Annotated in this window: 23 protein-coding genes; 8 read left to right on the plus strand and 15 right to left on the minus strand. The window is 58.4% G+C overall.

The window, feature by feature from the left end:
- Nucleotides 1-39: 39 nt before the first annotated feature.
- Genes ACR0NW_RS03725 through proS form a run of 3 tightly spaced genes read right to left on the minus strand, consistent with a single transcriptional unit; the run spans nt 40 to nt 3,211 of the window.
- Complete coding sequence (locus ACR0NW_RS03725) at nt 40-948, minus strand: O-fucosyltransferase family protein (RefSeq protein ID WP_480448792.1); 909 nt, start codon at nt 946-948, stop codon at nt 40-42.
- Between the two features lie 12 nt (nt 949-960).
- Nucleotides 961-1,887 (minus strand): glycosyltransferase, encoded by a 927-nt coding sequence (locus tag ACR0NW_RS03730; protein WP_480448790.1) that lies wholly within the window; start codon nt 1,885-1,887, stop codon nt 961-963.
- Nucleotides 1,871-3,211 (minus strand): proline--tRNA ligase, encoded by a 1,341-nt coding sequence (proS, locus tag ACR0NW_RS03735; RefSeq protein WP_480448788.1) that lies wholly within the window; start codon nt 3,209-3,211, stop codon nt 1,871-1,873. Before proS ends, ACR0NW_RS03730 begins: the two co-directional genes overlap by 17 nt.
- 167 nt (nt 3,212-3,378) lie before the next feature.
- On the opposite strand from proS, the gene ACR0NW_RS03740 reads away from it, so the two are divergent.
- The 5 genes from ACR0NW_RS03740 to ACR0NW_RS03760 all read left to right on the plus strand — a co-directional run bounded on the left by ACR0NW_RS03740 (nt 3,379) and on the right by ACR0NW_RS03760 (nt 9,170).
- Nucleotides 3,379-4,743 (plus strand): FAD-dependent oxidoreductase, encoded by a 1,365-nt coding sequence (locus ACR0NW_RS03740; protein WP_480448787.1) that lies wholly within the window; start codon nt 3,379-3,381, stop codon nt 4,741-4,743.
- Complete coding sequence (locus tag ACR0NW_RS03745) at nt 4,743-5,717, plus strand: isopenicillin N synthase family dioxygenase (RefSeq protein ID WP_480448786.1); 975 nt, start codon at nt 4,743-4,745, stop codon at nt 5,715-5,717. Before ACR0NW_RS03740 ends, ACR0NW_RS03745 begins: the two co-directional genes overlap by 1 nt.
- An 89-nt stretch (nt 5,718-5,806) precedes the next feature.
- On the plus strand, nt 5,807-6,880 hold the full coding sequence (locus ACR0NW_RS03750; RefSeq protein ID WP_170650847.1) for an AI-2E family transporter: 1,074 nt from the start codon (nt 5,807-5,809) through the stop codon (nt 6,878-6,880).
- Nucleotides 6,881-7,564: an HdaA/DnaA family protein gene (locus ACR0NW_RS03755; RefSeq protein WP_480448785.1), complete on the plus strand. Its 684-nt coding sequence runs from the start codon at nt 6,881-6,883 to the stop codon at nt 7,562-7,564.
- A 49-nt stretch (nt 7,565-7,613) separates the two neighbouring features.
- A complete protein-coding gene (locus tag ACR0NW_RS03760; RefSeq protein ID WP_480449590.1) occupies nt 7,614-9,170 on the plus strand; it encodes a Ppx/GppA family phosphatase in 1,557 nt (518 codons plus the stop codon).
- A gap of 26 nt (nt 9,171-9,196) precedes the next feature.
- Here the strand turns inward: ACR0NW_RS03760 and ACR0NW_RS03765 are convergent, their stop codons facing one another.
- The 6 genes from ACR0NW_RS03765 to scpA all read right to left on the minus strand — a co-directional run bounded on the left by ACR0NW_RS03765 (nt 9,197) and on the right by scpA (nt 14,704).
- Entirely contained in the window at nt 9,197-9,568 is a 372-nt protein-coding gene (locus ACR0NW_RS03765; RefSeq protein ID WP_480448784.1) for a hypothetical protein, read from the minus strand.
- Nucleotides 9,569-9,605: 37 nt separating this feature from the next.
- Nucleotides 9,606-10,619 carry an endonuclease/exonuclease/phosphatase family protein gene (locus ACR0NW_RS03770; protein ID WP_480448783.1) on the minus strand — a complete coding sequence of 338 codons (1,014 nt, stop codon included), beginning with the start codon at nt 10,617-10,619 and terminating at the stop codon, nt 9,606-9,608.
- Between the two features lie 4 nt (nt 10,620-10,623).
- Nucleotides 10,624-11,304 carry a molecular chaperone DjiA gene (locus ACR0NW_RS03775; protein WP_170650851.1) on the minus strand — a complete coding sequence of 227 codons (681 nt, stop codon included), beginning with the start codon at nt 11,302-11,304 and terminating at the stop codon, nt 10,624-10,626.
- A gap of 45 nt (nt 11,305-11,349) precedes the next feature.
- Entirely contained in the window at nt 11,350-11,838 is a 489-nt protein-coding gene (locus ACR0NW_RS03780; RefSeq protein ID WP_480791502.1) for an N-acetyltransferase family protein, read from the minus strand.
- The gene (locus ACR0NW_RS03785) at nt 11,835-12,437 is read right to left on the minus strand and encodes a VOC family protein (protein ID WP_480448782.1); all 603 of its coding nucleotides are present in this window, start codon (nt 12,435-12,437) and stop codon (nt 11,835-11,837) included. Before ACR0NW_RS03785 ends, ACR0NW_RS03780 begins: the two co-directional genes overlap by 4 nt.
- 140 nt (nt 12,438-12,577) lie before the next feature.
- Complete coding sequence (gene scpA, locus ACR0NW_RS03790) at nt 12,578-14,704, minus strand: methylmalonyl-CoA mutase (protein ID WP_480448781.1); 2,127 nt, start codon at nt 14,702-14,704, stop codon at nt 12,578-12,580.
- Between the two features lie 168 nt (nt 14,705-14,872).
- Between scpA and ACR0NW_RS03795 the strand changes: the two genes are divergently transcribed.
- Nucleotides 14,873-15,319: a DUF4174 domain-containing protein gene (locus ACR0NW_RS03795; RefSeq protein ID WP_480448780.1), complete on the plus strand. Its 447-nt coding sequence runs from the start codon at nt 14,873-14,875 to the stop codon at nt 15,317-15,319.
- Between the two features lie 76 nt (nt 15,320-15,395).
- Here the strand turns inward: ACR0NW_RS03795 and ACR0NW_RS03800 are convergent, their stop codons facing one another.
- Both ACR0NW_RS03800 and ACR0NW_RS03805 read right to left on the minus strand, forming a co-directional pair.
- Nucleotides 15,396-17,441, minus strand: a complete 2,046-nt coding sequence (locus ACR0NW_RS03800) for an ATP-binding protein (protein ID WP_480448779.1) — start codon at nt 17,439-17,441, stop codon at nt 15,396-15,398.
- 117 nt (nt 17,442-17,558) lie between these two features.
- A complete protein-coding gene (locus ACR0NW_RS03805; protein WP_170650857.1) occupies nt 17,559-17,762 on the minus strand; it encodes a hypothetical protein in 204 nt (67 codons plus the stop codon).
- 650 nt (nt 17,763-18,412) lie between these two features.
- Here ACR0NW_RS03805 and ACR0NW_RS03810 point away from each other — a divergent pair.
- Nucleotides 18,413-19,561 (plus strand): DcaP family trimeric outer membrane transporter, encoded by a 1,149-nt coding sequence (locus ACR0NW_RS03810; protein WP_170650858.1) that lies wholly within the window; start codon nt 18,413-18,415, stop codon nt 19,559-19,561.
- An 86-nt stretch (nt 19,562-19,647) separates the two neighbouring features.
- Here ACR0NW_RS03810 and ACR0NW_RS03815 read toward each other — a convergent pair whose 3' ends face one another.
- From ACR0NW_RS03815 to ACR0NW_RS03830, 4 genes are all read right to left on the minus strand, one after another.
- Entirely contained in the window at nt 19,648-20,001 is a 354-nt protein-coding gene (locus ACR0NW_RS03815; RefSeq protein ID WP_480448778.1) for a hypothetical protein, read from the minus strand.
- Nucleotides 20,002-20,164: 163 nt separating this feature from the next.
- Nucleotides 20,165-20,650: a DUF6497 family protein gene (locus ACR0NW_RS03820; protein ID WP_480448777.1), complete on the minus strand. Its 486-nt coding sequence runs from the start codon at nt 20,648-20,650 to the stop codon at nt 20,165-20,167.
- Nucleotides 20,647-21,045 carry a cupin domain-containing protein gene (locus tag ACR0NW_RS03825; RefSeq protein WP_480448776.1) on the minus strand — a complete coding sequence of 133 codons (399 nt, stop codon included), beginning with the start codon at nt 21,043-21,045 and terminating at the stop codon, nt 20,647-20,649. The genes ACR0NW_RS03820 and ACR0NW_RS03825 overlap by 4 nt, the downstream gene beginning before the upstream one ends.
- 45 nt (nt 21,046-21,090) lie before the next feature.
- Nucleotides 21,091-22,623, minus strand: a complete 1,533-nt coding sequence (locus tag ACR0NW_RS03830) for an acyl-CoA carboxylase subunit beta (RefSeq protein ID WP_170650862.1) — start codon at nt 22,621-22,623, stop codon at nt 21,091-21,093.
- Nucleotides 22,624-22,805: 182 nt separating this feature from the next.
- Between ACR0NW_RS03830 and ACR0NW_RS03835 the strand changes: the two genes are divergently transcribed.
- Complete coding sequence (locus ACR0NW_RS03835) at nt 22,806-24,011, plus strand: multidrug effflux MFS transporter (protein WP_170650863.1); 1,206 nt, start codon at nt 22,806-22,808, stop codon at nt 24,009-24,011.
- The last annotated feature ends 19 nt before the right edge of the window (nt 24,012-24,030 follow it).

Here is a 24,030-nt window from a genome sequence, read left to right on the forward strand (position 1 = left end):
ACAGACAGGGTTGACGAGTCGAACAACGTCGTTCAGCCGTCAGGTTCGGTTTGCCCTTTGGCGTTGCCACGCATTCCTGCGAAAGAACTTTCTGATCTTGTACTTGGTGCGCGACTTTGCGCGCTCGCTCATGAACTCTTCACCCGCATCTTCGGCGATGACATCCGTCAATAATACATCGGCGTCCCAGGGATCATATGGCACAAGCCTGCGTTCCCTGAGAGAAGGACGATAGAACGACGTAGCAACATCGTTGAACATGGTCGCGGCGAAAGACATGGACGAGTTGGATACGGCCACCTGCCGGGCAAAGCACAAAGCCATGAAATCCGTTACAAATCCCGGAGACGGAAGGGGATGCGGCGCATCCTTTGCGGACACCGTATTGAACGCACCAAAGTCATCCAACACGCTGTCAAGATCATCACTGGCGACATAGACCGTAAGTTCGCCGACCTGTTCCCGCAGGGTATCAAGCCAATCCGTGTACCATTCGGACGGTGCACGAAAGAAAATACCTGTCCCGTAGTCACCCCGCCGCATATGCACCGCGACAACGGTTCCCGGCAATTCAGAAAACCAGCCCTGTAACCTTGCTGCATAATCGGAATATGGAGGTTTGAATGAAAACTCACCCTGCAACCGATCCCGTTGCGGCGCGTAGAAACTGGTTGGAAACTGAAAATACCCGGACACGTCCGCGCCATCCAACGGGCCGGTCGCATTCCGTATGGGGCAATGCCGGGGATCTTGGAAATTCTCGATCAACTTCCGATCCGGTTCCGGCAGATTGTTGCGGCCCGGCTGAATGTTGAAAATGGAATCCCCGTCCCAGGGCGGATTTGCAAACTCCAGACCATATTTGGCTGCATGGAACGACAGGTACATGTATTGGAAAATCTGATTTCCAAATCGACCGTTGCCACCGATTTCCGCGTTTGTGATCAAATCCCTGCCACCTTACCCAGAGACGTCCCGGTTTACCGGCACCTTACTTTTCCGCCAAAACTGCCATGCCCGGCGACGCGCCTTGCCAAGGCTTTCTTTTAGAGCGGGCCTGAGGGCGTCGGGGAATTCACTGATGGATTGCAAGCTGCGGCAAAGACTGAGGGGCATGTTTCCCTGATAGTACCAGCTCAGGCAATCCTCGACAGTGTAACGCCCCGACAGTGATGCAAATCCGTTCAGGAATTTGTACCACGCCATGGCGTAATCCCGTGCAACGCGCGCATCGTCCGCCGATGCGCCGCGCGATGAATATTCCGAAATCGGCATGTTCAGATCGACACCCGTGGCGCCGCTGGCGAACATGCGAAGCACCAGATCATAATCCGATGCGACCGCGAAACTCAGATCATGCCCGCCAAGTCGATGAAACAGGTCGCGGTGGATGAAAACGGAGTTGTGCGAAAAAGGCATCCGCTGAAGAACCGCTCGTGGATCAGGGGGGCGGTCTTTGACAATCTGTCCGTCGGCGCCGCGTTCGACCGTCGAGCCATATGCAAAGTCCGGCCCTCGTTTCGCCAAAAGGTCGGCAGCATCGTTCAGCGTGCTGTCCCCTGCAAGCCAGTCATCTGAATTGAGGAACAGGACATACGCTCCGCTCGCCGCTTTCACGCCACGGTTCATCGCGTCGTATAGCCCCTTGTCCGGCTCACTGATGAACCGTGTGCGTGGAGCGCCTGTAATCAGGTCCTCGGTAAATTCGACGGTCCCGTCCGTAGAGGAACCATCCTGAATGATATGCTCGGCCCGGATACAATTTTGCCGCGCCATGCAATCGATGACGCGGCTGAAACTGTCTCTTCTGCCAGCGGACAAAAGGTTGTGGGTCGCCGTGATGACCGAGATCAGCGGCGCATCGCTATGATCAACCGGCGCGCTCATAAATCTCCGCGACTTTGGTGACGGCTTCTTCGGGGCTCAACTCTTCGCTTTCGCCTGTCCGGCGGCTGGTGAGTTCGACGACACCGTTTTTCAGGCCACGCGGCCCGACGGTGATGCGCCAAGGCAGACCGATAAGGTCCATGGTAGCGAACTTGCCCCCTGCCCGTTCGTTGCGATCGTCGTACAGCGGCTCCAGCCCCAGCGCGGTCAGCGCCTTGTAGATCTTGTCGCAGGCCGCATCCGCTTCGTCATCACCTTGCTTGAGGTTGACGATACCGCAGTGGAACGGGGTCACGCCCTCGGGCCAGATGATGCCCTTGTCGTCGTGGCTGGCCTCGATGATCGCGCCAATCAGGCGGCTGACGCCGATGCCGTGGCTGCCCATATGAACCGGAACCGGCTTGCCGTCAGGGCCTTGCACTGTTGCGCCCATGGCCTCGGAGTAATTGGTGCCGAAGTAGAAAATCTGCCCCACCTCGATCCCGCGCGCCACGCGGCGGCGTTCTTCGGGGATCTGGTTGAACAGGGCTTCGTCGTGGGTTTCGTCAGTGCGGGCGTATTTCGAGGTGAACTCTTCCAGAATGGCCTGACACTGTTCGCGGTTATCATAGTCGATCTCGCGATCACCAAAGGTCATGTCGGTGACGGCGCTGTCGTAGAAAACCTCGGATTCACCAGTATCGGCAAGCACCAGGAATTCATGGGTATAGTCCCCACCGATCGGGCCCGAATCCGCGCGCATCGGAATGGCCTGCAGGCCCATACGCTCATAGGTACGCAGATAGCTGACAAGGTGACGGTTATAGGCGTGCAGCGCGTCTTCTTTGGTAAGATCGAAGTTGTAGCCGTCTTTCATATAGAATTCGCGCCCCCGCATCACGCCAAAGCGCGGGCGGATTTCGTCGCGGAATTTCCACTGGATCTGATAGAGCGTTAGCGGAAGGTCCTTGTAGCTGTTGACGTGGCCGCGAAAGATGTCGGTCACCAGTTCTTCGGCCGTCGGCGTATACAGCATGTCGCGCCCATGCCGGTCCTGCATCCGCAGCATCTCCTGACCATAGTCGTCATAACGGCCAGATTCGCGCCACAGGTCTGCCGATTGCAGGATCGGCATCTGGATCGCGATGTGACCGGCACGCGCCTGTTCCTCGTGCACGATGTTTTCCAGCTTGCGCAGCACTTTGAAACCCAGCGGCAGCCAGGAATAGATACCGGCGGCGGCCTGCTTGATCATACCGGCGCGCAGCATCAGCCGGTGGCTGACGATCTGAGCCTCGGAAGGGTTTTCCTTGAGAACGGGCAGAAAGTAACGGCTGAGGCGCATTGATGGACCTTTAAAGGTGTGAATTCGACTTCAAAGGTGCTTAGTCCAAACCCCCGGCGGGGGCAATCGGCCTTTGGCGTTTTTGCGACCTAGGGTCAGTCGGTTTTTTGATTGACCAGCCAGTCACAGAGGCCAAATGTGACAGGAACGTAAAATACGAGGCCCCGATGCAAACCATACACGAGCCCGCGCGCGAGATTCCCGTCGTTCACAAAACGGATGTGCTGGTTGTCGGTTCCGGCCCGGCAGGGTTGGCCGCAGCCTTGGCCGCTGCCCGGGCCGGGGCCGAAGTGTCGCTGATGGACAGGTTCGGCTGCATGGGCGGCAACATCACCGCTGTCGGCGTTGAAGGATTCGCGTGGTACCGGCACGAACAGACTGTCGAGGCAGGCGGGATCGGCCTTGAATTCGAAACCCGCGCCCGGGATATGGGCGCCGCCGTGCCGGAAAGCCAGTCGCTCAGCTATGAGCTGGACAGCGAAGGGTTCAAGCTGGTGGCCGACAAGCTGGTCGAAGAGGCCGGCGTACATCCGATGCTACATCGCCAGTTCGTCGCGCCGATCATGGATGGTAGTCGAATTACCGGGGTCATCACCGAATCCAAGGCGGGGCGCGAGGCGATACTGGCCAGAATCGTCATTGACGCGACCGGTGACGCGGATGTGGCGCACCGTGCAGGGGCACCCACCTTCAAAACCGCGCCGGAACAGATGATGGCGGCTTCAGTCATGTTCCATCTGGCCGGGGTGGACAAGCGCGCCTTCATGGAAGGGATTAAGGCCGATCCGCAGACCTACAAGGACTGGGGTGGCGGCGGTGAATGGAACATTGAAACCTCGGGCAAAGAGGACGACATGTTTTCGCCCTTCATCAAAAAGCCATTCGCTCAGGCCATCGAGGAAGGGCTGATCCCGGCGCATCTGAACACCATTGCAGGCACTTGGGGCGCGATGCATGACACGGGTGAGCTGACCTATATGAACCTGATCCATCTGGATGGGGTCGATGGCACCGACCCGGACAGCCTGACGCGGGGCGAGATCGAAGGGCGCCGCCAATCCATGCTGGCCATCGAGGCGTTGAGGCGTTTTATGCCGGGCTGCGAAAATGCGCGGCTGCGGAATTTCGGGATGACCGTCGGTATCCGGGACACGCGCAAGATCGACGCCGCGTACAACATGACCGAGGATGACGTCCGCCATCAGGGCCGGTTCGAGGATACCATCGGCATCTACCCCGAGTTCATCGACGGATACGGCATCCTGATCCTGCCGACCACGGGACGATACATGCAAATCCCCTATCGCTCGATGCTGCCCAAAGGCGTTCAGGGGCTGCTGGTTGCCGGCCGGTCACACGGATCGGACCGCATCGCCCATGCCGCAACGCGCAACATGGCCTGTTGCGCTGTCATGGGCCAAGGGGTGGGTATCGCAGCAGCTGTGGCGTTGAAAAGCAATCGTGACCTCGACGCGCTGGATCTGGAACCGGTGCGCAACGAGTTGAACAGACAAGGTGTGAGAATTCACTGATGGAACATATCCCGACGATTGACATCTCGCCGCTGCGCGACCGCAACCATCCCGGCTATGACGCGACTGTTGGGCAAATCCTGAATGCCTGTACTGGGATTGGTTTCCTTTCGATCACCGGGACCGGCATTTCGCAGGAAGTGGTCGACAACGTGCGCGTCTGTGTCCGGGCTGTTTTTAGCATAGAGGAACAGAGCAAGTGGGATCAGGCCATCACCCGCGACAATTATCGCGGCTATATTCCGATGGGTTTTTTCACCCCAAATGACGGTTCGGGCAAGGCCGACAAATACGAAGGCTACAAGCTGCATTTTGAAGCCGATGAAGATGCAAGCATTCGGAAGGACTGCGCGCTTTACGGCCCGAACCTATGGCCACGCGAGGTGCCTCAGGCGCGCGATGTCCTTTTGGATTATTGGAGCCGGCTGGACGGGGTCGCCGATATGCTGCTGGGCGCTTTGGAAGACGGGTTGAGCCTGTCCCACGGTGCTTTGCGCGACGCGTTCACGAACCCGATGACCAACATGACCTTGTTGCACTATCCCCCACAGGCCCCGGACGAAGGCGGGTATGGCATCCATCCGCACAAGGATACCGACGCCCTGACCATCATCGCCCCGGACCCGGTGGGCGGACTGGAGGTGCAGACCCGGGATGGCGGCTGGATCACTCCGGATTGCCCACCCGGCGGTTTTGTCGTGAATATCGGCGATATGTTGGAGCTGTGGTCGGGCGGGCGCCTGAAATCAACGCCGCATCGCGTGGTCAACACGTCCGGAATGGAACGGTACTCCTTCCCCTATTTCGCCGTGCCGCGCCACGATGTAATCGTTGCGCCCCTATTGCCGCCCCTGCCCGGGTTCGACCGGCCCGCCGTTCATTGTGGTCACTGGTCGGCCGAGATCTGGCGCACCAACTGGCCGGACGAAGAAGCGGATGATCACACGCCGGAACTGGGCACGTTGCACGTGTGAAAGGCAAAACCTCAATCGCATGAACCGCTTGCATCGCGCGCGCCCTTAGGCCAAGAAATAGGGCAAGAGCTGCAACGAGGGAATGCGCGATGGCTTTGCCGGTGAAAGATCAGCTCAGGTATTGGGGCATTGCGACCGTTGTTTTCGTCCTGATCCTTTGGCTGCTTGGCGACGTTCTGCTGCCGTTTGTAATTGGTGGGGCGATTGCCTATTTTCTGGATCCGGTCGCGGATCGGTTGGAGAAAATGGGCCTGTCCCGCATGGCGGCAACCGCGATCATCACCATATTCGGGATATTGCTGTTCGTGCTTTTGGCCCTGATGGTCATTCCGGCGCTGATCACGCAGCTGATCGATCTGGTTGAAGTGCTGCCCAGCCTATTTCAGGAGCTGCGCGGCTTTATCGAAAAGCAGTTTCCGGCGCTTCTGGACCGGGAATCCAACACACACCAATTCCTGGTTTCGCTGGGCGAAACCCTGAAATCCAAGACGGGTGAAGTGCTGCAAACCGTCGTTGCATCTCTCGGGTCGGCGGTGAATGTGGTTGTATTGCTGGTAATCGTACCGGTCGTCACTGTCTATCTGTTGCTCGACTGGGACCGGATGATCGCACGGATCGACGAATTGCTGCCGCGTGATCATGCCCCGGCCATCCGTCAGCTTGCCGGAGATATCGACAAGGTTCTTGCCTCATTCGTGCGCGGAATGGGGACCGTCTGTCTGATTTTGGGAACGTATTACGCCATCGCGCTGATGATCGTGGGTCTGCAATTCGGGCTGATTGTCGGGTTTATCGCGGGTCTGGTCACTTTCATCCCCTATCTCGGGGCGCTGATCGGTGGTTCGCTGGCCATTGGCCTTGCCCTGTTTCAGTTCTGGGGCGACTGGGCCTCGATCGGGCTGGTCGCCGGTATTTTCGCATTGGGTCAGGTGACCGAAGGCAATTTCCTGACGCCCAAGCTGGTGGGCAGCTCCGTGGGATTGCACCCGGTCTGGTTACTGCTGGCCCTGTCCGTGTTTGGCGCGCTGTTCGGATTTGTTGGCATGCTGATCGCCGTTCCGGTCGCCGCCGCACTTGGAGTGCTTGCAAGGTTCGCCACATCGCAATATCTGACGAGCCGCCTCTATACGGGCTTGAGCGCGCGGGATCAGGATAACCACTGAATGGCAAGACAACTGAGCTTTGACCTTCCGGCGAAAACCGCGCTGGGACGAGAGGATTTTTTCGTCTCACCGGCGAATGCGCTGGCCGTGGCCATGATTTCAGCGACGTCCTGGCCCGGAAACAAGCTGGTGCTGAGCGGACCGGCAGGTGCAGGCAAAACCCATCTGGCACATGTCTGGGCCGGTGAAACCGGTGGTCGGATCGTACAGGCATCCGAAATTCGTTTCGACGATGTTCCCGCCCTGTCCCGAACGCCGATCGCGGTCGAGGATGTGCCGATGATCGCAGGCGACCCTGAGCAACAGAAGACCCTGTTTCACCTGCACAACCTCGTTCTTGCCGAAGGCAACGCGCTGCTGATGACCGGGCGTCTGGCACCCAACCTCTGGCAACTACCACTGGCCGATTTGCAAAGCCGGGTTGCGGGTGCGCATCATGTGGCGCTTGACCCGCCTGACGATGCCCTGTTGTGCGCGGTGCTGGCAAAACTTTTCGTCGACCGTCAGCTCAATCCCGGTCCTGACGTGATTTCCTACCTCGTCAAGCATATGGACCGCCGGTTCGAAACCGCAGCGGAACTTGTCGAACGGCTTGACCACGTGGCGCTGTCCGAAAAACGCGAGATTACGCGAACACTGGCCAGCCGGGTGCTCAATAATGACGCAGGCGCATCCGACAATTGACCGGGCATTCACGATTTCGCATTCTGCCGTTGGCAAGATCGGAAGAGACATGGAAAAATCCGTCGAAACCTCAGACGAAACCAGTGTTCCCGATTGGGACCCGTTTGGCCGCCCTCTGTTTGACGATCCAAGTGTAAGAGCCTTGTCGCGCGTCGGCGTTGTCGATGTCGGCTCGAACTCGGTCAGGATGGTCATTTTCGACGGCGCGGCACGTTCCCCAGCGTATTTTTACAACGAAAAGATTATGTGTGCCCTTGGGGCGGGTCTGTCGGAAACCGGCAAGCTTAACCCGACCGGCCGCACGCGGGCTTTGGCCGCTCTGAAGCGGTTTCAGCATCTGGCTCGGGATCTGGACCTGCCCCCCCTGCATGTCGTCGCAACTGCGGCCGTACGCGAGGCGAGCGACGGCCCGGATTTCTGTGCGCAGGTCGAAAAAGAAACAGGATTGAGCATCTCCGTCATCAATGGCGAGGAAGAGGCCCGGTTGTCGGCGCAGGGTGTGCTGCTGGGTTGGCCGGGGGCTTACGGGTTGATCTGCGATATCGGCGGGTCTTCCATGGAGCTTGCCGAGATCGGCGATGGTGACGTCGGGCTGCGTGTCACCTCACCCCTTGGGCCGCTGAAACTGCGCGACATCAAAGGTGGGCGTCGGGGCCGCAAGGCGCATATCAAGCAGACGATGGAAGAACTGCGCGACCAGCTTGGGCCGCAGCGGGACCGGCTGTTTCTGGTCGGCGGCAGCTGGCGTGCGTTTGCAAGGCTCGACATGTTGCGGCGAGGATATCCACTGCAGGTTTTGCATGAATATCGGATGACCACCAAGCAGGTCCGCGAAACCATCAAGTTCATCGAAAAGAACGACCCCGAGAAACTGAGGTCACAGGCGGGTGTTTCTGGGTCGCGTATGGCTCTGGTACCTTATGCGATGGATGTGTTGGGGCGGCTGATCCGCACCTTCAAGCCCAAGGACATCGCTATCTCAAGCTACGGTATCCGCGAAGGGTTGCTGTATCAGCAAATGCCGCAGCGCCTGCGCGACCGAGACCCGCTGATCGAAGCCAGCCGTTTTGCCGAGATCAAGGATGCCCGGCTACCGGGGTTCGGAAAGCACCTGTTCGAATTTGTGATGCCCCTTTTCCGTTCGGCGCCGGAGTCCAGCATACGTCTGGTCAAAGCGGCGTGCCTGCTGCACGACGTCAACTGGCGGGCGCATCCCGACTATCGTTCTGAGGTGTGTTTTGACACCGTGACCCGCGCCAATCTGGGTGGGCTGAAGCATTCCGAAAGGGTGTTCATCGGTCTGGCGCTGCAACACCGCTATCGCAACAAACGCGAAGGCGACCGGTTCGAACCGCTGTATGCTTTGCTGGACGACAAAGGCCAGAAACAGGCGGAAATACTCGGCAAGGCCATGCGGTTTGGAGCAATGTTGTGGATGCAGACCGACGCCAGAATGGGCAAACTACGCTACTATCCGAAAAAGCAGCAACTGGAACTTATTCTGCCTTCGGAAACCCTGCCGCTGTTCAGCGAGGTTGCAGAATCGCGTTTGAATGGTCTGGCCAGCGCCCTGAAATCCGAAGTGCGCGTTGTCGTCCGGGACTGATCAGCAAACGCCGGTAAAACGGCCCGTCAGATATCTGTCCCTTCTGAAGGAGGCTCAGGCTCTTCACCGCTTTCCTCCTGCGGGGGCGGCGTTGGCTTCTTGCGGATGATGATATCACCGTTGGGCAGTATTTCCGGCGCCTCATATGCGCTCCAGTCGTCGACCTGCGCCATAAGTTCGGCCAGTGCCGGACCCATATTGTCAACAAATGACTGCATGGCCGGTCCAAACTGCAACGCCAGTTCCCGCAGCGTGTTCAGCGATGGCTCCATTTCCTGTCGAAGGCCTTCGAAAAACAGCTCCGCCCCCTGCTCCATCAGGGATTTGTCGTCCTCCTCTGCTGCAGCTGGCAGCGGCGCCAGCGCAAACAGAACACATATCAGGGCCGATTTACGCATAGCTTGAATATAGGTGTCGGTAGTCGGACATGAAAGCCTACAGATCAATGTCCAGCGTCACGGGAAAGTGGTCCGAAGCAGTCAGCAGTGCATCCCGTAGTTCAGGAACTTTCCAGCATTCTTCATCGTCGAAAGGATGCCAGATCCTCCAGACCGGCCGCCGGGACTGCAGGTCACCGCTGATCATGATGTAATCCAGTAGCGCGTCCAGAAAACGCCCTTCCTGTGGCATGGCAAACCGCGCGGTCGCAGGCACCGATTTCGGTCTTAGCCGATGGGCCTCAACGGCATGTGGATCAAAAAGCCCTGCCTCCAGAAGAACCTCGACTGTTGAGCGCCCGAACAGGTGCTCAAACTCGTCCAGTCCCGGACCGTCATTCAAATCCCCCATGAGAATAACGGCCTCGTCACTGGCCAGGTGCGACCGGATGCGTGTGCTCAACCAAATGGCCTGAGCCAGTTGCTTCCTTCGATTGGCAATCGAAAGGCGCACGGCCTCGTCCCGCGTTGAGGCCCCATGCGGTGCCTTGGATTTCAGATGCGCCCCGATCAGGCGGAATTCGAATCCCGAGCGCAACGTCACCGCCAATTCCATAGGTGGCTTGGAAAACCGGACTGAATCTTTGGTGGCATCAACGTCCAGATCGATCTGAAACACCCCGTCAAACCGGGGCGTTTCGAGACCATTGTCCTTGCCGGGCGGTTCACCCTGCGGATCATGACGGGCGCTCAGCCGATCGGGGTCGTACAAAAGCGCTAGTTCCTGATGCGTATCGTTGGGAAACCCCATCACGGCATGAGAGGTCCGCAAGTCAAACGCTTCCGCAAACCGCTGCAGGGCGCGAACCGTGTTCTGAGTTTTCCCTGTATTTGGCGCTTCGACGATCAGTACCGCATCGGCATCAACAGCGGTCAACACCTTGGCGATCGCTTCGAACTGTTGCGCCTTGGTAACGTCGTGACGCCCGGACCAACTGTCGTCAACGATCAGATTGTCATCGCTGTCAAAAAGATTGGCGAACCATTCCACATTGTAGGTCGCCAACCGCATGACATCAGACCCGGGCGCCGTTGATCTCGTCCCAGGCGCGGTTGATGTCGATCATCTTCTTTTCCGCCAGACGAACGGCTTCTTCGGGTACACCGCGCGCCATCATCGCGTCTGGATGCGTTTCCCGAACCAGTTTACGCCAGACCTTGCGAATTTCCGGCAACGACATCTCTCTGCTTACACCCAACACCGTAAAGGGATCAGCGGGCGCTTCGGGAACAAATCGCGCGCGCAGTGCCATGAACTGAGCATCCGTCTGTCCGAATATCCTGCTGACTTCCTCAAGGAACTCATTCTCGTTGGGGTGATAGAACCCGTCTGCCATCGCGATATGAAAGAGCCCTTCCATCAGATCGCAGAGCGTGGTGTTATCTTCGGCGAACATTCCTTTGATTTTGCGCGCATATTCCTGAAAACCCGCAACATCTGTCCGCGCCATATTGAAGACCTTGGCGGCCCCCTCTTCGTCTCCGCGCGCAATCTGAAACACTTCGCGAAAAGCCGTCACTTCGTCGCGGGTCACCTGCCCGTCGGCCTTGGCCATCTTGGCACCCAGCGCAATAACGGCGATGGCAAAGGCCACGGACCTTTCGGGTGGCGTCCGCAGGCGTTCAAAAACCTCCGTCAGGCTTTCGCCCTGGGCAAGCGCACTCAGCGCGTCGGATATACGGGTCCAGATCGACATGTCCGCACCCTAACCCGCCCTGATGCAACTGTCAGGTGCGACCAATCATTCTTGAGCAAGAATTTTCTGCATCAGGACCAGATCCAGCCAGCGCCCCCATTTTCGCCCGACCTCCGGCATCCTGCCCACCTCGGAAAACCCGATTGCAGAATGAAATCCGATGGCTGGACGATTATCCGCAGAAATACCGGCCACCAGCACATGAACCCCGTCCACGCGGGCGACTTCCTCAAGCCGGTTCATAAGCGCATGCCCGACCCCACGACCGCGCGCTTCGGGTTTCAGTTGGATCGTGTGCTCCCGGGAATGCGCGTATCCGGGGCCGCCCCTGAACGGCCCGTATGTCGCAAACCCAACGACGCTCCCATCGGTCTCTGCAACCAGAAACCGCTTACCCCTTGCCTTGATATCCCTGACGATGTCCGCTTCTTCGCGCTCCGCCGAATTGAAGGTCACCAGCGTATTCCGAATGATCGCATTGGTTATCGCCATGATGACAGCTGCGTCTTCCGTTTTGGCCTGCCGCACCATCATTCCAGCACGCGCACCCCATGCGGTGTGTCAAACTCGGCCCTCAACGCGGGTGCACCTTCGACAAATTCAACACAATCCAATTGCCCCAACATCCCTGCAAGCTCGACGGCCTGCGGATGGCTGATCTCCAGCCTGCGCAGACGACAACCGCCGGGTTTCAGCATCTGCGCAGGGTGCAGATTGCCTTTCCATTCAATCAACGCCGGAAACAGATTGTCGAACGGAAGCACCCCGTCGGAAGGGACGGCCATCTTCCAACGCAGGTCACCCCGCGCCAAATCGATTGGGTCACCGGCATTCACTGCAAGACGATCCAGCATGGCATCCAAGTCATCTACCCGGCAAATCCAGTTGGTCAGCCTCGGTGATCCCGAATACCGATCCAGGTCAAACCACCGGGGCTGACCGGGATCTGCCGCCTGCGGGTCAATTGCGATGGCCTCCAGATACAGCCCATCCTCAAGACCCAGCAGTCTGTTGTAAGTTCCAAATCTCTCGTGCCGCCCACCTGCCTGCAACGAGACGCCCAGCGCCTCTTCGACATAGGCCGTGGCCTCATCCAGGGTTTCCCCGGCAACTGCAACATGGTCCAGATTCATTGAGCGCCCCTTTCTCTGATGAAGCTACAGAGAACCGGACCAAACACAAAGGGAATCCCCCGCCTAGTCTGGCCGAAAATACTCTCGGGGGGATCGCGCCACAGGTGCGGTTGGGGGGCAAACAACCCCCCGCCTCGGAATCAGCTCCGCGCTTCGCCGATCAGGTTCAGAATATCCTGCGCCGCTTCGGGAATGTTGGTTCCCGGCCCGAAGATTGCCTTCACGCCGTGATCATACAGGAACTGATAGTCCTGTTGCGGAATGACACCACCACAGATCACGATGATGTCCTCCGCTCCGGCTTTCTTCAGTTCCTCAACCAACTGAGGCGCCAATGTCTTGTGCCCAGCTGCCTGTGACGAGATGCCGACAACATGCACGTCATTGTCGATTGCATCCTGCGCCGCCTCGGCCGGGGTCTGGAACAGCGGGCCGACATCGACATCAAAACCGATATCGGCAAAGGCGGTCGCGATTACCTTGGCGCCCCGATCATGCCCGTCCTGTCCCATCTTGACTACCAGCAGACGTGGGCGGCGGCCTTCGGCGTCCGCAAACTCCTCTATCGACTTTTGAATCGCGGCAAAGCCTTCATCCCCTTCGTAGGCGGCACCGTAAACACCAGCCAGCGTTTTCACCTCGGCGCGGTGACGCCCGAATTCCTTTTCCATCGCCATGCTGATTTCTCCTACTGATGCGCGCGCGCGTGCGGCCTCGACCGCCGCTGCAAGCAGATTGCCGCCGCCCTGAGCAACACGGGTCAGATCATCGAGCGCCTTTTTGCAGGCCGCTTCATCGCGGGTCGCACGGATGCGCTCAAGCCGCGCAACCTGCGCCTCGCGCACCGCCACATTGTCCACATCCAGAATGTCGATCAGGTCTTCCTGTTCCTTACGGTACTTGTTGACGCCGACGATCACCTCATCGCCCCGGTCGATCATGGCCTGACGCCGCGCGGCACTTTCCTCGATCCGCAGCTTGGGCATGCCGCTGGCCACGGCCTTGGTCATACCGCCCATTTCCTCGACCTCTTCCATCAGGGCCCAGGCCTTTTCGATCAGATCGTTGGTCAGGCTCTCGACGTAGTAGGAACCGGCCAGTGGATCGACCACATCGGTCACGCCGGTTTCTTCCTGCAGCACCAGTTGCGTATTTCGCGCGATGCGGGCCGAAAAGTCAGTCGGCAGTGCAATCGCTTCGTCCAGAGCGTTGGTGTGCAGCGACTGAGTGCCGCCCAGAACCGCGCTCATCGCCTCATAGGCAGTGCGGATCACGTTGTTATAGGGGTCCTGCTCCTGCAGTGATACGCCCGATGTCTGACAGTGGGTGCGCAACATTTTAGACCGTTCGGATTTCGCGCCGAACTCGGTCATCACACGATGCCAGAGGGTCCGCGCAGCGCGCAGTTTGGCGATCTCCATGAAGAAGTTCATGCCGATGGCAAAGAAGAAGGACAGACGCCCCGCGAACTTGTCCACATCCATCCCGGCCTGCGTTGCGGCGCGGACATATTCACGCCCATCCGCCAGCGTATAGGCCAGTTCCTGCACCAGGTTCGCCCCGGCCTCTTGCATGTGGTAGCCAGAGATTGAGATCGAGTTGAACTTTGGCATTTCGTTCGACGTGAACTCAATAATGTCCGAGATGATCCGCATCGACGGATCAGGCGGGTAGATATAGGTGTTGCGCACCATGAACTCTTTGAGAATGTCGTTCTGGATGGTGCCGGACAGGACAGATTTATCGTGCCCCTGCTCTTCGCCCGCAACAATGAAGCTGGCCAAAATCGGGATTACGGCCCCGTTCATCGTCATCGAGACCGAAACCTTGTCCAACGGGATGCCGTCAAACAGGATTTTCATATCCTCGACTGAATCAATCGCCACACCAGCCTTTCCGACATCGCCAACCACGCGCGGGTGGTCACTGTCATAGCCGCGATGTGTTGCCAGATCAAAGGCGACCGAAACCCCCTGCTGACCCGCAGCCAGATTGCGGCGGTAGAACGCATTCGACTCCTCAGCGGTCGAGAACCCGGCATATTGCCGGATGGTCCAGGGCCGCCCCGCATACATCGTCGCCTTCACCCCACGGGTAAACGGGCCAAACCCCGGCAGCGACCCCATATGCGGCAGATCGGCCGTGTCGTCCTGCGTATAGAGCGGTTTGACGTCGATGCCTTCCAGCGTCTCTTTGGTCAGGTCGTCCAACGGGCGACCGCGCAGCTCTTTCTCGGCCAGCGCCTGCCAATCTTTCGTATCGGTCATTGCGATTTCCTTTTCTCAATTCGGATCGCGCCGGGGCTTGGCCCGCGCGTTGTGATGTTCTGTGTTGCTCGGTCAGGCGTGGTGCAGCGCAACATTTTACAGTCTGTGTGCATTTCGCCGGTCGCATTCAGCGGCGCAGGGGCTATATTCAAACGAACAGGAGGCCCCATGACACGAACGCTTGCCCTTGTTTTCTCGGCACTATTCCCGCTGGCAGTTGTTGCCGCAGACGGATCTGCACCTGCTGATGACGAATTCGTCCGCCCTGTCGGCGACAGCGACCTCAGCGAATTTCTTTGGGTAAACCGACCTATTGTGGTTTTTGCCGACACTCCTGCCGATCCGCGCTTCCAGCAGCAGATTGATATGCTGCTTGAGGGCGAAGAAGCCATGCGTGACCGCGATGTCATCGTACTGACCGACACTGATCCGTCGGCCCGATCCCCGATCCGGTCGCAACTGCGCCCGCGCGGGTTCCAGTTGGTGTTCGTCGACAAAGACGGCGTGGTCAAACTGCGCAAGCCCAGCCCGTGGAGTGTGCGGGAGATTGGCCGGTCCATCGACAAGACCCCCCTGCGCGAACGCGAGATCCGCGAACGACGCGAGGGCGGCTGATTGCATCTGCCATACCCAAGGGCCCCGGCACAAAACGCCGAAATCCCCTGGAGATATGACAAATGCGCAGACATGATCACTCGAATTCCATGATCACATCGTCAACGGCCAGACTGTCACCTGCGCCAGCGTTGATCTTGGAAACAACACCCTTTTTCTCGGCGCGCAGGATGTTTTCCATCTTCATGGCCTCGACCGTGCACAGGGCCTGACCTTCCTGCACCTCCTGCCCCACTTCGACATCAACCTTCACGATCAGGCCGGGCATCGGGCAGAGCAGCATCTTGGATGTGTCAGGCGGCAGCTTTTCGGGCATCCGTTTCGCAAGCTCGGCCTGACGGGGGGTGCGCACATGCACCTTCATATCCGCGCCCCTGTTGCGGATGCGGAACCCTCCGGAAATCTTGCTTGCCTTCAGGACCAGCGGGCTGCCGTTGATATCCAGCGTTGCCAGTTGATCACCCGGCGTCCAGTCCGAAGAAACGCGGTATTCACCGCCTCCTTCAAACGTGACCGTCGAACCTGCCGGGTCGGCGGCGATGGTAAGATTGTACTCGTACCCTTGCAGGCTTACCGTCCAATCTGTTCCCACTTTGCGCTCATGGTTATCCATGCGGCCTGACAAGCGGGTCCGGCGAATCTCGGCAACACGGTGCATTGCCGCGCAAGAGGCTGCGATCCGGCGCAGATCATCTTCGTGCAATGAAACACCATCAAATCCGTCAGGATATTCTTCGGCGATGAATGCGGTTGTCATGTCGCCCGAAACAAATTTCGGGTGATCCATGACCGCCGACAGGAACGGCAGGTTGTGGCCGATGCCTTCAACCTCGAAACTATCAAGCGCCACGCGCATCGCCTCGATCGCCTGTTCGCGGGTCGGCGCCCACGTGCACAGCTTGGCGATCATGGGATCGTAATACATCGAAATCTCGCCGCCTTCGTACACGCCGGTATCGTTGCGCACCGCGGCCGCGCCCTCGGGCGCCTCACCCTGCCACTTGCCGTTGGCCAAAAGCGGCCCAGCAGCAATTTCCTGCGGCGGGCGATAACGTGTCAAACGGCCAATCGACGGCAGGAAGTTGCGATACGGGTCTTCGGCATACAGACGGTTTTCGATGGCCCAGCCGTTGAGGCGCACATCGTCCTGAGAGATCAACAATTCCTCGCCCGCTGCGACGCGAACCATCTGCTCTACCAGATCGACACCAGTGATCAGTTCTGTGACCGGATGTTCAACCTGCAGGCGGGTGTTCATTTCCAAGAAATAGAATTTCTTTTCACCGTCGACGATGAATTCTACCGTGCCCGCACTGGCGTAGCCCACGGCCTTGGCCAGCGCCACGGCCTGCTCGCCCATGGCGCGGCGTGTTTCTTCGTCAAGGAAGGGTGACGGAGCTTCTTCAACCACTTTTTGGTTCCGGCGCTGGATCGAGCATTCACGCTCACCCAGATAAATGCCGTTTCCGTGGGTGTCGCACAGAACCTGAATTTCGATGTGGCGTGGCTGAGTTACGAATTTCTCGATAAAGATGCGGTCGTCGCCGAACGAATTCGCCGCTTCGTTCTTGGATGACTGAAAGCCCTCGCGCGCTTCTTCGTCATTCCAGGCAATCCGCATGCCCTTACCACCGCCGCCAGCGCTGGCCTTGATCATCACGGGATAGCCGATTTCCTGGCTGATCTTGACCGCTTCGTCTGCGTCTTCGATCAACCCCATATAGCCGGGAACTGTGGAAACGCCCGCCTCCTGCGCGATCTTCTTCGAGGTGATCTTGTCACCCATCGCCTCGATCGCGCCTTTGGGGGGGCCGACAAAGACAACGCCTTCGGCCTCAAGCGCCTCAGCGAATTTGGCGTTTTCCGACAGGAAGCCATAGCCGGGGTGCACCGCCTGCGCGCCGGTCTGACGGATGGCCTCCATGACCTTGTCGATCACGATATAGGACTGGTTGGCAGGCGGCGGGCCGATATGCACGGCCTCATCCGCCATTTCCACGTGCAGCGCGTTCTTATCAGCATCTGAGTAGATGGCGACTGTGCCGATACCCATCTTGCGCGCGGTCTTGATGACCCGGCAGGCGATTTCGCCCCGGTTGGCGATCAGGATCTTGTTGAACATGGAACGTCCTTTGTCTTGGGTGTCTGGAAACGCAAAACGCCGCCACCGGGCATAAGCCCCGCGACGGCGTGTTGCGTGATTTCGGCCCGGGCCACACGGCCCGCGGAAAAATAGGTATCAGTTACAAGTGTTCTGGGTCTTGCAGTACAGCAGGTTGGTCGCTGCACCTGCCGCCGCGCCGACGACCGGATTGGCATCCAGAACCAGCGCGCCGAGCAGGCCCGCGCTGCCACCATAGAGCGCCTGTTCGCCGGGATCGTCCCCACAGGCCGCCAATCCGGCGCACAGGCCAATTGCAGCGATGAGTCGTGATGTCTGCATGAATTCTGTCCCTTTTCAGACTTTGAATTTTCTGAGGACAGATGCGGGACCGTGGCCGACAGACGCAAGCCACATCGCCGTGACAATGGCTGTTGCGCAAAATCCTGCTTTCGGACGGTTGGATTCCGCCGAAAGAAAAAAGCGGGCAGGGTTTTGTGGGGAACACAAACCTGCCCGCTGAAGGAAGGGGTACGGAATAGTAGGTGCTTGTGCGGCGCAGGCAAAGTAGAGCCGCACGGCCCAGCTACTCTGCCCGCCACAATAATTGCCGCCAAGCCAACATTGTTTCCAAAGAGGTTTCCGGCCAGTTTCTGCCTATTCGGCAGAATTACGCGCAACTTTGTGCCGACCCGGACAAAGGGGAATGCGGCCTCAATATGCTCATTCGCCGTCACGTTGCCGTTACACTTGAGGCCATCGAAGGCTGCCACACCATGTAGAGATTCACAGGCGATGACGGCAGCGCCATTCACCTTGATCATTGTTCTCAAGGGCTTCCGTTCGAATGGTAATATTTTACAGCCATAATCGGCTTTTTGATCACGCAAATGAGAAAATAGGACCACTATTTGTATCTTATTCGTGAATTTCCCAAGGCGAATTTGCGTGAAAGTGTTGCGATGCATACTCGCACACAAGGAAAAATCCCCATGAAAAACAAAGGTAAAGCAGCCTTTCTGCTGGCTGTTTCCGGGGTGGCGCTGGCTGCCTCTCCGATCTGGGCTCAAGACGCGCAAACACAGGCCGAAATCGACGCCTTGCGCGCACGCGTCGAGGCGCTGGAGACATCCAACAATTCTTCCAGTGGTGATTTTCAGCTGGGAAGCACTTCGCTGGATATCTACGGCTACGTCAAATCCGATTTCTTCTATGATTTCGAGTTTGATCAGGGAGATACGGCGTTTGTGAACGTCATCGGTGAGCCGTCCGCTGCCACGGACGGTACGTTCGGCGCCACCATACGGCAATCGCGGCTGGGCCTTCGGACCAGCACGCAGACCGACATCGGTGAGATCACCGGGCAGCTGGAATACGACTTGTTCGCATCGAATGGTACTGCCGAGCTTCGGCTGCGTCATGCGAATATCGGTATCGGAGATAACTGGCTGATCGGGCAGTACTGGACCAACTTCCAGCCGCTCGACACGTACCCGACCACCGTTGAATTCAACGGACCCGTCGGTATCGCCTTTGCCCGGGTTCCGCAGGTGCGCTACAGCAACAAGCTCGGCGGTAACACCACTCTCAGCTTCTCGGTCGAGGAAAATGTCGGCGGGTCGAATTCGGACGATCCGGTGCTGACAGGCGCGGTCGAATACAATGACGGCACTTATGTCGCGCGCGCGGCTGCCCTTTATGGCAACGCGCAATCCGGCACGGTCGAAGTTGATCAGACCGGCTTTACCCTGTCGGGATCTGTCCGCCCCTGGCAAGGCGGGCTGTTTCAGGTCAACTACGTCACCGGCGAGGCGCTTGGCCCCTATCTTATCGGTCTGGGCAATGCCATCGTCGGCGGGCAGGCCAATGATGTCGATGGCTATACCATCGAATTCCGGCAGGATCTGAGCAGCAAATGGAATGTCGGCATCGCGTACGGCAAAGAAGAATACGACCTGCCCACCTCGACCGGGACCTTGTCGTTTACCGAGTTGGAGACGATCCATGTCAACGCCTTCTACAAGGCGACCGACAGTCTGACACTCAGCGCGGAATACATCTTTGGGGAACGGAATGACGTTATTTCCGGCCAGACCTTCGATGGCAACCGGGTTCAGATTGCTGCTCAGCTGAACTTCTGAAATTGCAAACCGGCCCTGCCCGCTCCCGGGCAGGGTTCCCACGGCATGGCCGGGCAAAGGCTTATGCACGGGGACGGCGCACATGGTCAGTAGCTTTCCTCAAACACGTCAGGGAATGACACGCGCGCCACATCAACGTCGATGACAAGAAGTGCGTCATAGCTGGCGGTGTCGAACGGATCTTCGGCCGGCACGACTTCTCGCCCGAACAACCAGCTGATCCGCCCTGCATCCAGATTGCCGCGCTCGAAAGGTTGATCGCCAAAGTGCTCCCACAACGCCCTCAGAAATGCGGTGTCGGCACGACGGTCTGCCGCCTTGCGATCGCGATACCGTTCGCGCCGCGTCAGCGGTGTGACGCCTTTGGGGTTGGCACGCCGGACTGTGAACTGAAAATCGGTTCCGGGAAGACGACCGGGGAAACCGCGGTGCTTCAACATGACTGCACCTCCTGACGCTTGGCGAAACCTGGCAGGCAAACACCTGATCTTTGGTCAAAAATCGAAGGATTCCATCCGGGTAAGGATGAGCTCATAACGCGCGCTCCCAATGCGAAAAGGTTGTGTTGAGGCGCTTTGGCGAGTTCAACGGCTGGCTTCATCGTCAAAGCCCCTCCCAGATACACCGGGATTGCTCCAGCCGGTAGGCTTCGAAAAATTGAGTGGCGTCTGGTTCGGACAGGCCAAATTCCACCGGCCGATCAGACAGCGAGATCACCACACGCGCGGGCTCCAGTTCATGCTTTGCCACGTAAGGAACCGCCAGAGTCTGGCACAGATGCTCCATATCCACAGTGGCTACGTCGTACCCGATACGTCCCGCGGTCGCACCGATCTTGGGCGCTACAAAGCGGAACCGAACCCACAGTTCGCCGGGGTTGTTGTCCAGCAGAACGTCCCGCAATTCCACGGGCTGCCCCGAAGGAACAGGCAACAAGCTTTGGGAACTCACGGTCGTCGCGGCACACACAGCCAGCACTGCCAGAACATAGCCGCAGCCCCGGCCCCGCGCTCGGCGAGCTCCTCCATCCGGGGCTGCGTGCGCAGCAGAGTCTGGCCGCGCGATTCTATGTCTGGTTGAACAAATCATGGGATAGATTCGTCTTTGGTGTCAAACTGCGCGGGCGAGATGATCTCGATCAGTTCCATGTCGTCGGAATGGCGAACCTCGCGATGCACGACGCCGGGCGGCTGCAGTACGCACGACCCCGCACGCAACGTATGTTCGCCCTGCCCCTCATACTCAAAGACAACCCAGCCCTTGGTGACGTAAACCATTTGAAAGTCCAGATCATGGCTGTGCCACGCACCGGGGCTTTCCATCCCCGGCACGGCACGGATGACATGGGCGCCGAATTTGCCCTGCGTGGCCTCTTTGATCCCGAGATCGCGATACTCAAAGAAAGCCCGCAGCCCCTCGCCGACAAATGGGGAATCGTCGGCGTGAGAAACGGTGAAAGCCTGATTTTTCCATAGCTGGGTCATTTGGCAATTTTTCTGTGGGGTGGATTGTTGGCCCACCCCGCAGCCTCACAACGGAATATTATCGTGCTTCTTCCACGGGTTCTTCAGGGATTTGCCCCGCAGTGAGGCAAACGCGCGAGAGACCCGGCGGCGGGTGGATTGAGGCATGATCACCTCGTCGATGAACCCGCGCTCGGCGGCGACGAACGGATTGGCAAAGCGGTCTTCGTAGTCCTGAGTATGGGCCGCGATCTTGTCAGCATCACCCAGATCGGCACGGTGGATGATCTCGGTCGCGCCCTTGGCACCCATCACGGCAATCTCGGCCGTCGGCCAGGCATAGTTGAAATCGCCGCGCAGATGCTTGGACGCCATAACGTCGTATGCACCGCCATAGGCCTTGCGGGTGATGACCGTGACCTTTGGTACCGTCGCCTCACCATAGGCAAACAACAGCTTGGCCCCGTGCTTGATGACACCACCGTATTCCTGAGACGTACCGGGCAGGAAACCCGGCACATCCACGAAAGTCAGGATCGGGATTTCGAAACAATCGCAGAAACGGACAAACCGCGCGGCCTTACGGCTGCTGTCAATGTCCAGACAACCGGCCAACACCATCGGCTGGTTGGCAACGACACCGACGGTTTGCCCCTCGAGCCGCATAAACCCGGTGATGATGTTCTTGGCGAAGTCTTCCTGAATTTCATAGAAATCACCCTCATCCGCCACTTTGGTGATGAGTTCCTTCATGTCATAAGGCGTGTTCGGGTTTTCCGGCACCAGAGTGTCCAGCGAAGTCTCAATGCGGCCCGGTTCATCAAAGAACGGGCGTACGGGCGGCTTTTCGCGGTTGTTCAGCGGCAGGAAATCCACCAGTCGGCGCACCTCGGCCAGTGCCTCGACATCGTTTTCGAAGGCACCGTCGGCAACGGACGATTTCTTAGTATGGGTCGAGGCTCCGCCCAGCTCTTCGGCGGTGACTACTTCGTTGGTTACCGTTTTGACCACATCCGGACCGGTCACGAACATGTATGACGTGTCTTTGACCATAAAGATGAAGTCGGTCATCGCCGGGCTATAGACAGCGCCGCCCGCGCACGGCCCCATGATGACACTGATCTGAGGCACCACGCCGGATGCCATGATGTTGCGCTGAAACACCTCTGCGTATCCGGCCAGCGAGGCGACACCTTCCTGGATTCGCGCCCCACCCGAGTCGTTGATGCCGATCACAGGCGCCCCGTTCTGTACGGCCATATCCATGATCTTGCAGATCTTCTGCGCGTGGGTTTCCGACAGTGATCCGCCAAATACGGTAAAGTCCTGCGAAAAGACATAGACCATGCGCCCGTTGATCGTGCCCCAGCCGGTCACGACGCCATCACCTGCAGGCTTTTGATTTTCCATCCCGAAATCTGTGCAGCGGTGACTGACGAACATGTCGAATTCTTCGAAACTGTCTTCGTCCAGCAGCAGCTCGATCCGTTCGCGCGCCGTCAGTTTGCCGCGCGCATGTTGTGCGTCGATCCGTTTTTGACCGCCACCCAGCCGCGCAGCCTCGCGGCGATTTTCCAACTCGGAAAGGATGTCTTTCATCGCGTTAGTCCCCTGTAACATTTGGCGGGACAATATAGACTGAGACATTCAGGCCAAAGTGATTTTCGGCAAATTTGCAAATACTTCTCAACTACCCAACAGCTAATTGCAAATTTGTTAATTAACACTTTAACACATTCGCAGGCATAGCAATGATCTTTCCCCTGCCTTAAATGCAAACCATGCAGTTCAGTTCCACACAGGCGCGTCGCAGCCCCCCGACACTTGCGACACTTATTTTGCTGTCCGGGTTGTCGGCACTCGGCATGAACGTATTCCTGCCCAGCCTGCCCAACATGGCGACTTATTTTCAGGCCGACTACAAAGTTCTGCAACTTTCCGTGGCACTGTATCTGGCGGTCAATGCCATCATGCAAATCCTGATTGGCCCCATTGCGGACAAGGCCGGGCGTCGGCCGGTCATTCTGTGGGGGCTGGGTCTTTTCCTACTGGTCACGCTGGGGTGCATTTACGCGCCAAATGCCGAAGTGTTCCTGTTCTTTCGGATGTGTCAGGCCGTCATCGCCGTCGGTATCGTGCTAAGCCGCGCCGCAGTCCGCGACATGTACGAACAGGACAAGGCCGCTTCGATGATCGGTTATGTGACTATGGGCATGGCGGTGGTTCCCATGGTCGGCCCCGCGATCGGCGGTCTGCTGGATGAAGGCTTTGGCTGGCAGGCGAACTTTTGGCTGCTGTTCGGCCTGGGCGCGTTGACGCTGCTGCTGGTGTTTGTGGACTTTGGCGAAACATCACACAAAAGCGGCAAGACGCTGGTGCAGCAGTTCCGCGAATATCCCGAACTTCTGACCTCCCCCCGTTTTTGGGGATATGCACTGGCGTCGGCTTTTTCGTCCGGTGCCTTCTTCGCCTATCTTGGCGGCGCGCCGTTTGTGGGAACCGAAGTGTTTGGCATGAACCCTGCCGAGGTCGGCATCTATTTTGGGGCCCCGGCAGTCGGGTACTTTTTCGGCAACTTCATCAGCGGCCGGTATTCGGTGCGCTATGGTGTGAACCGAATGGTGCTTTGGGGATGCTGGATGAACGCTATCGGCGTTGCGATTTCGGTTCTGATCGTGCTGGCAGGCCTTGGCTCGGCAATCAGTTTCTTCGGCTTCATGACCTTTGTAGGGTTGGGCAACGGGATGTCCATTCCGAACGCCACAGCCGGATCGCTCTCGGTGCGTCCGCATCTTGCTGCTACGGCTTCGGGTCTGAGCGGCGCGATCATGCTGGGCGGCGGCGCCGCACTAAGTGCGCTTGCGGGGGCGCTGCTGACCGTGGAGACCGGCGCCTTACCCCTGCTGTGGCTGATGCTTGCCACATCGGTGATGGGCATTGTGGCGATCCAGGTGGTGATCTGGCGGGAGCGGCAGCTGGGGCTTTGACCAAAGGAACCATTGGGCG

It is taken from the genome of Ruegeria sp. CF5 (assembly GCF_056537325.1).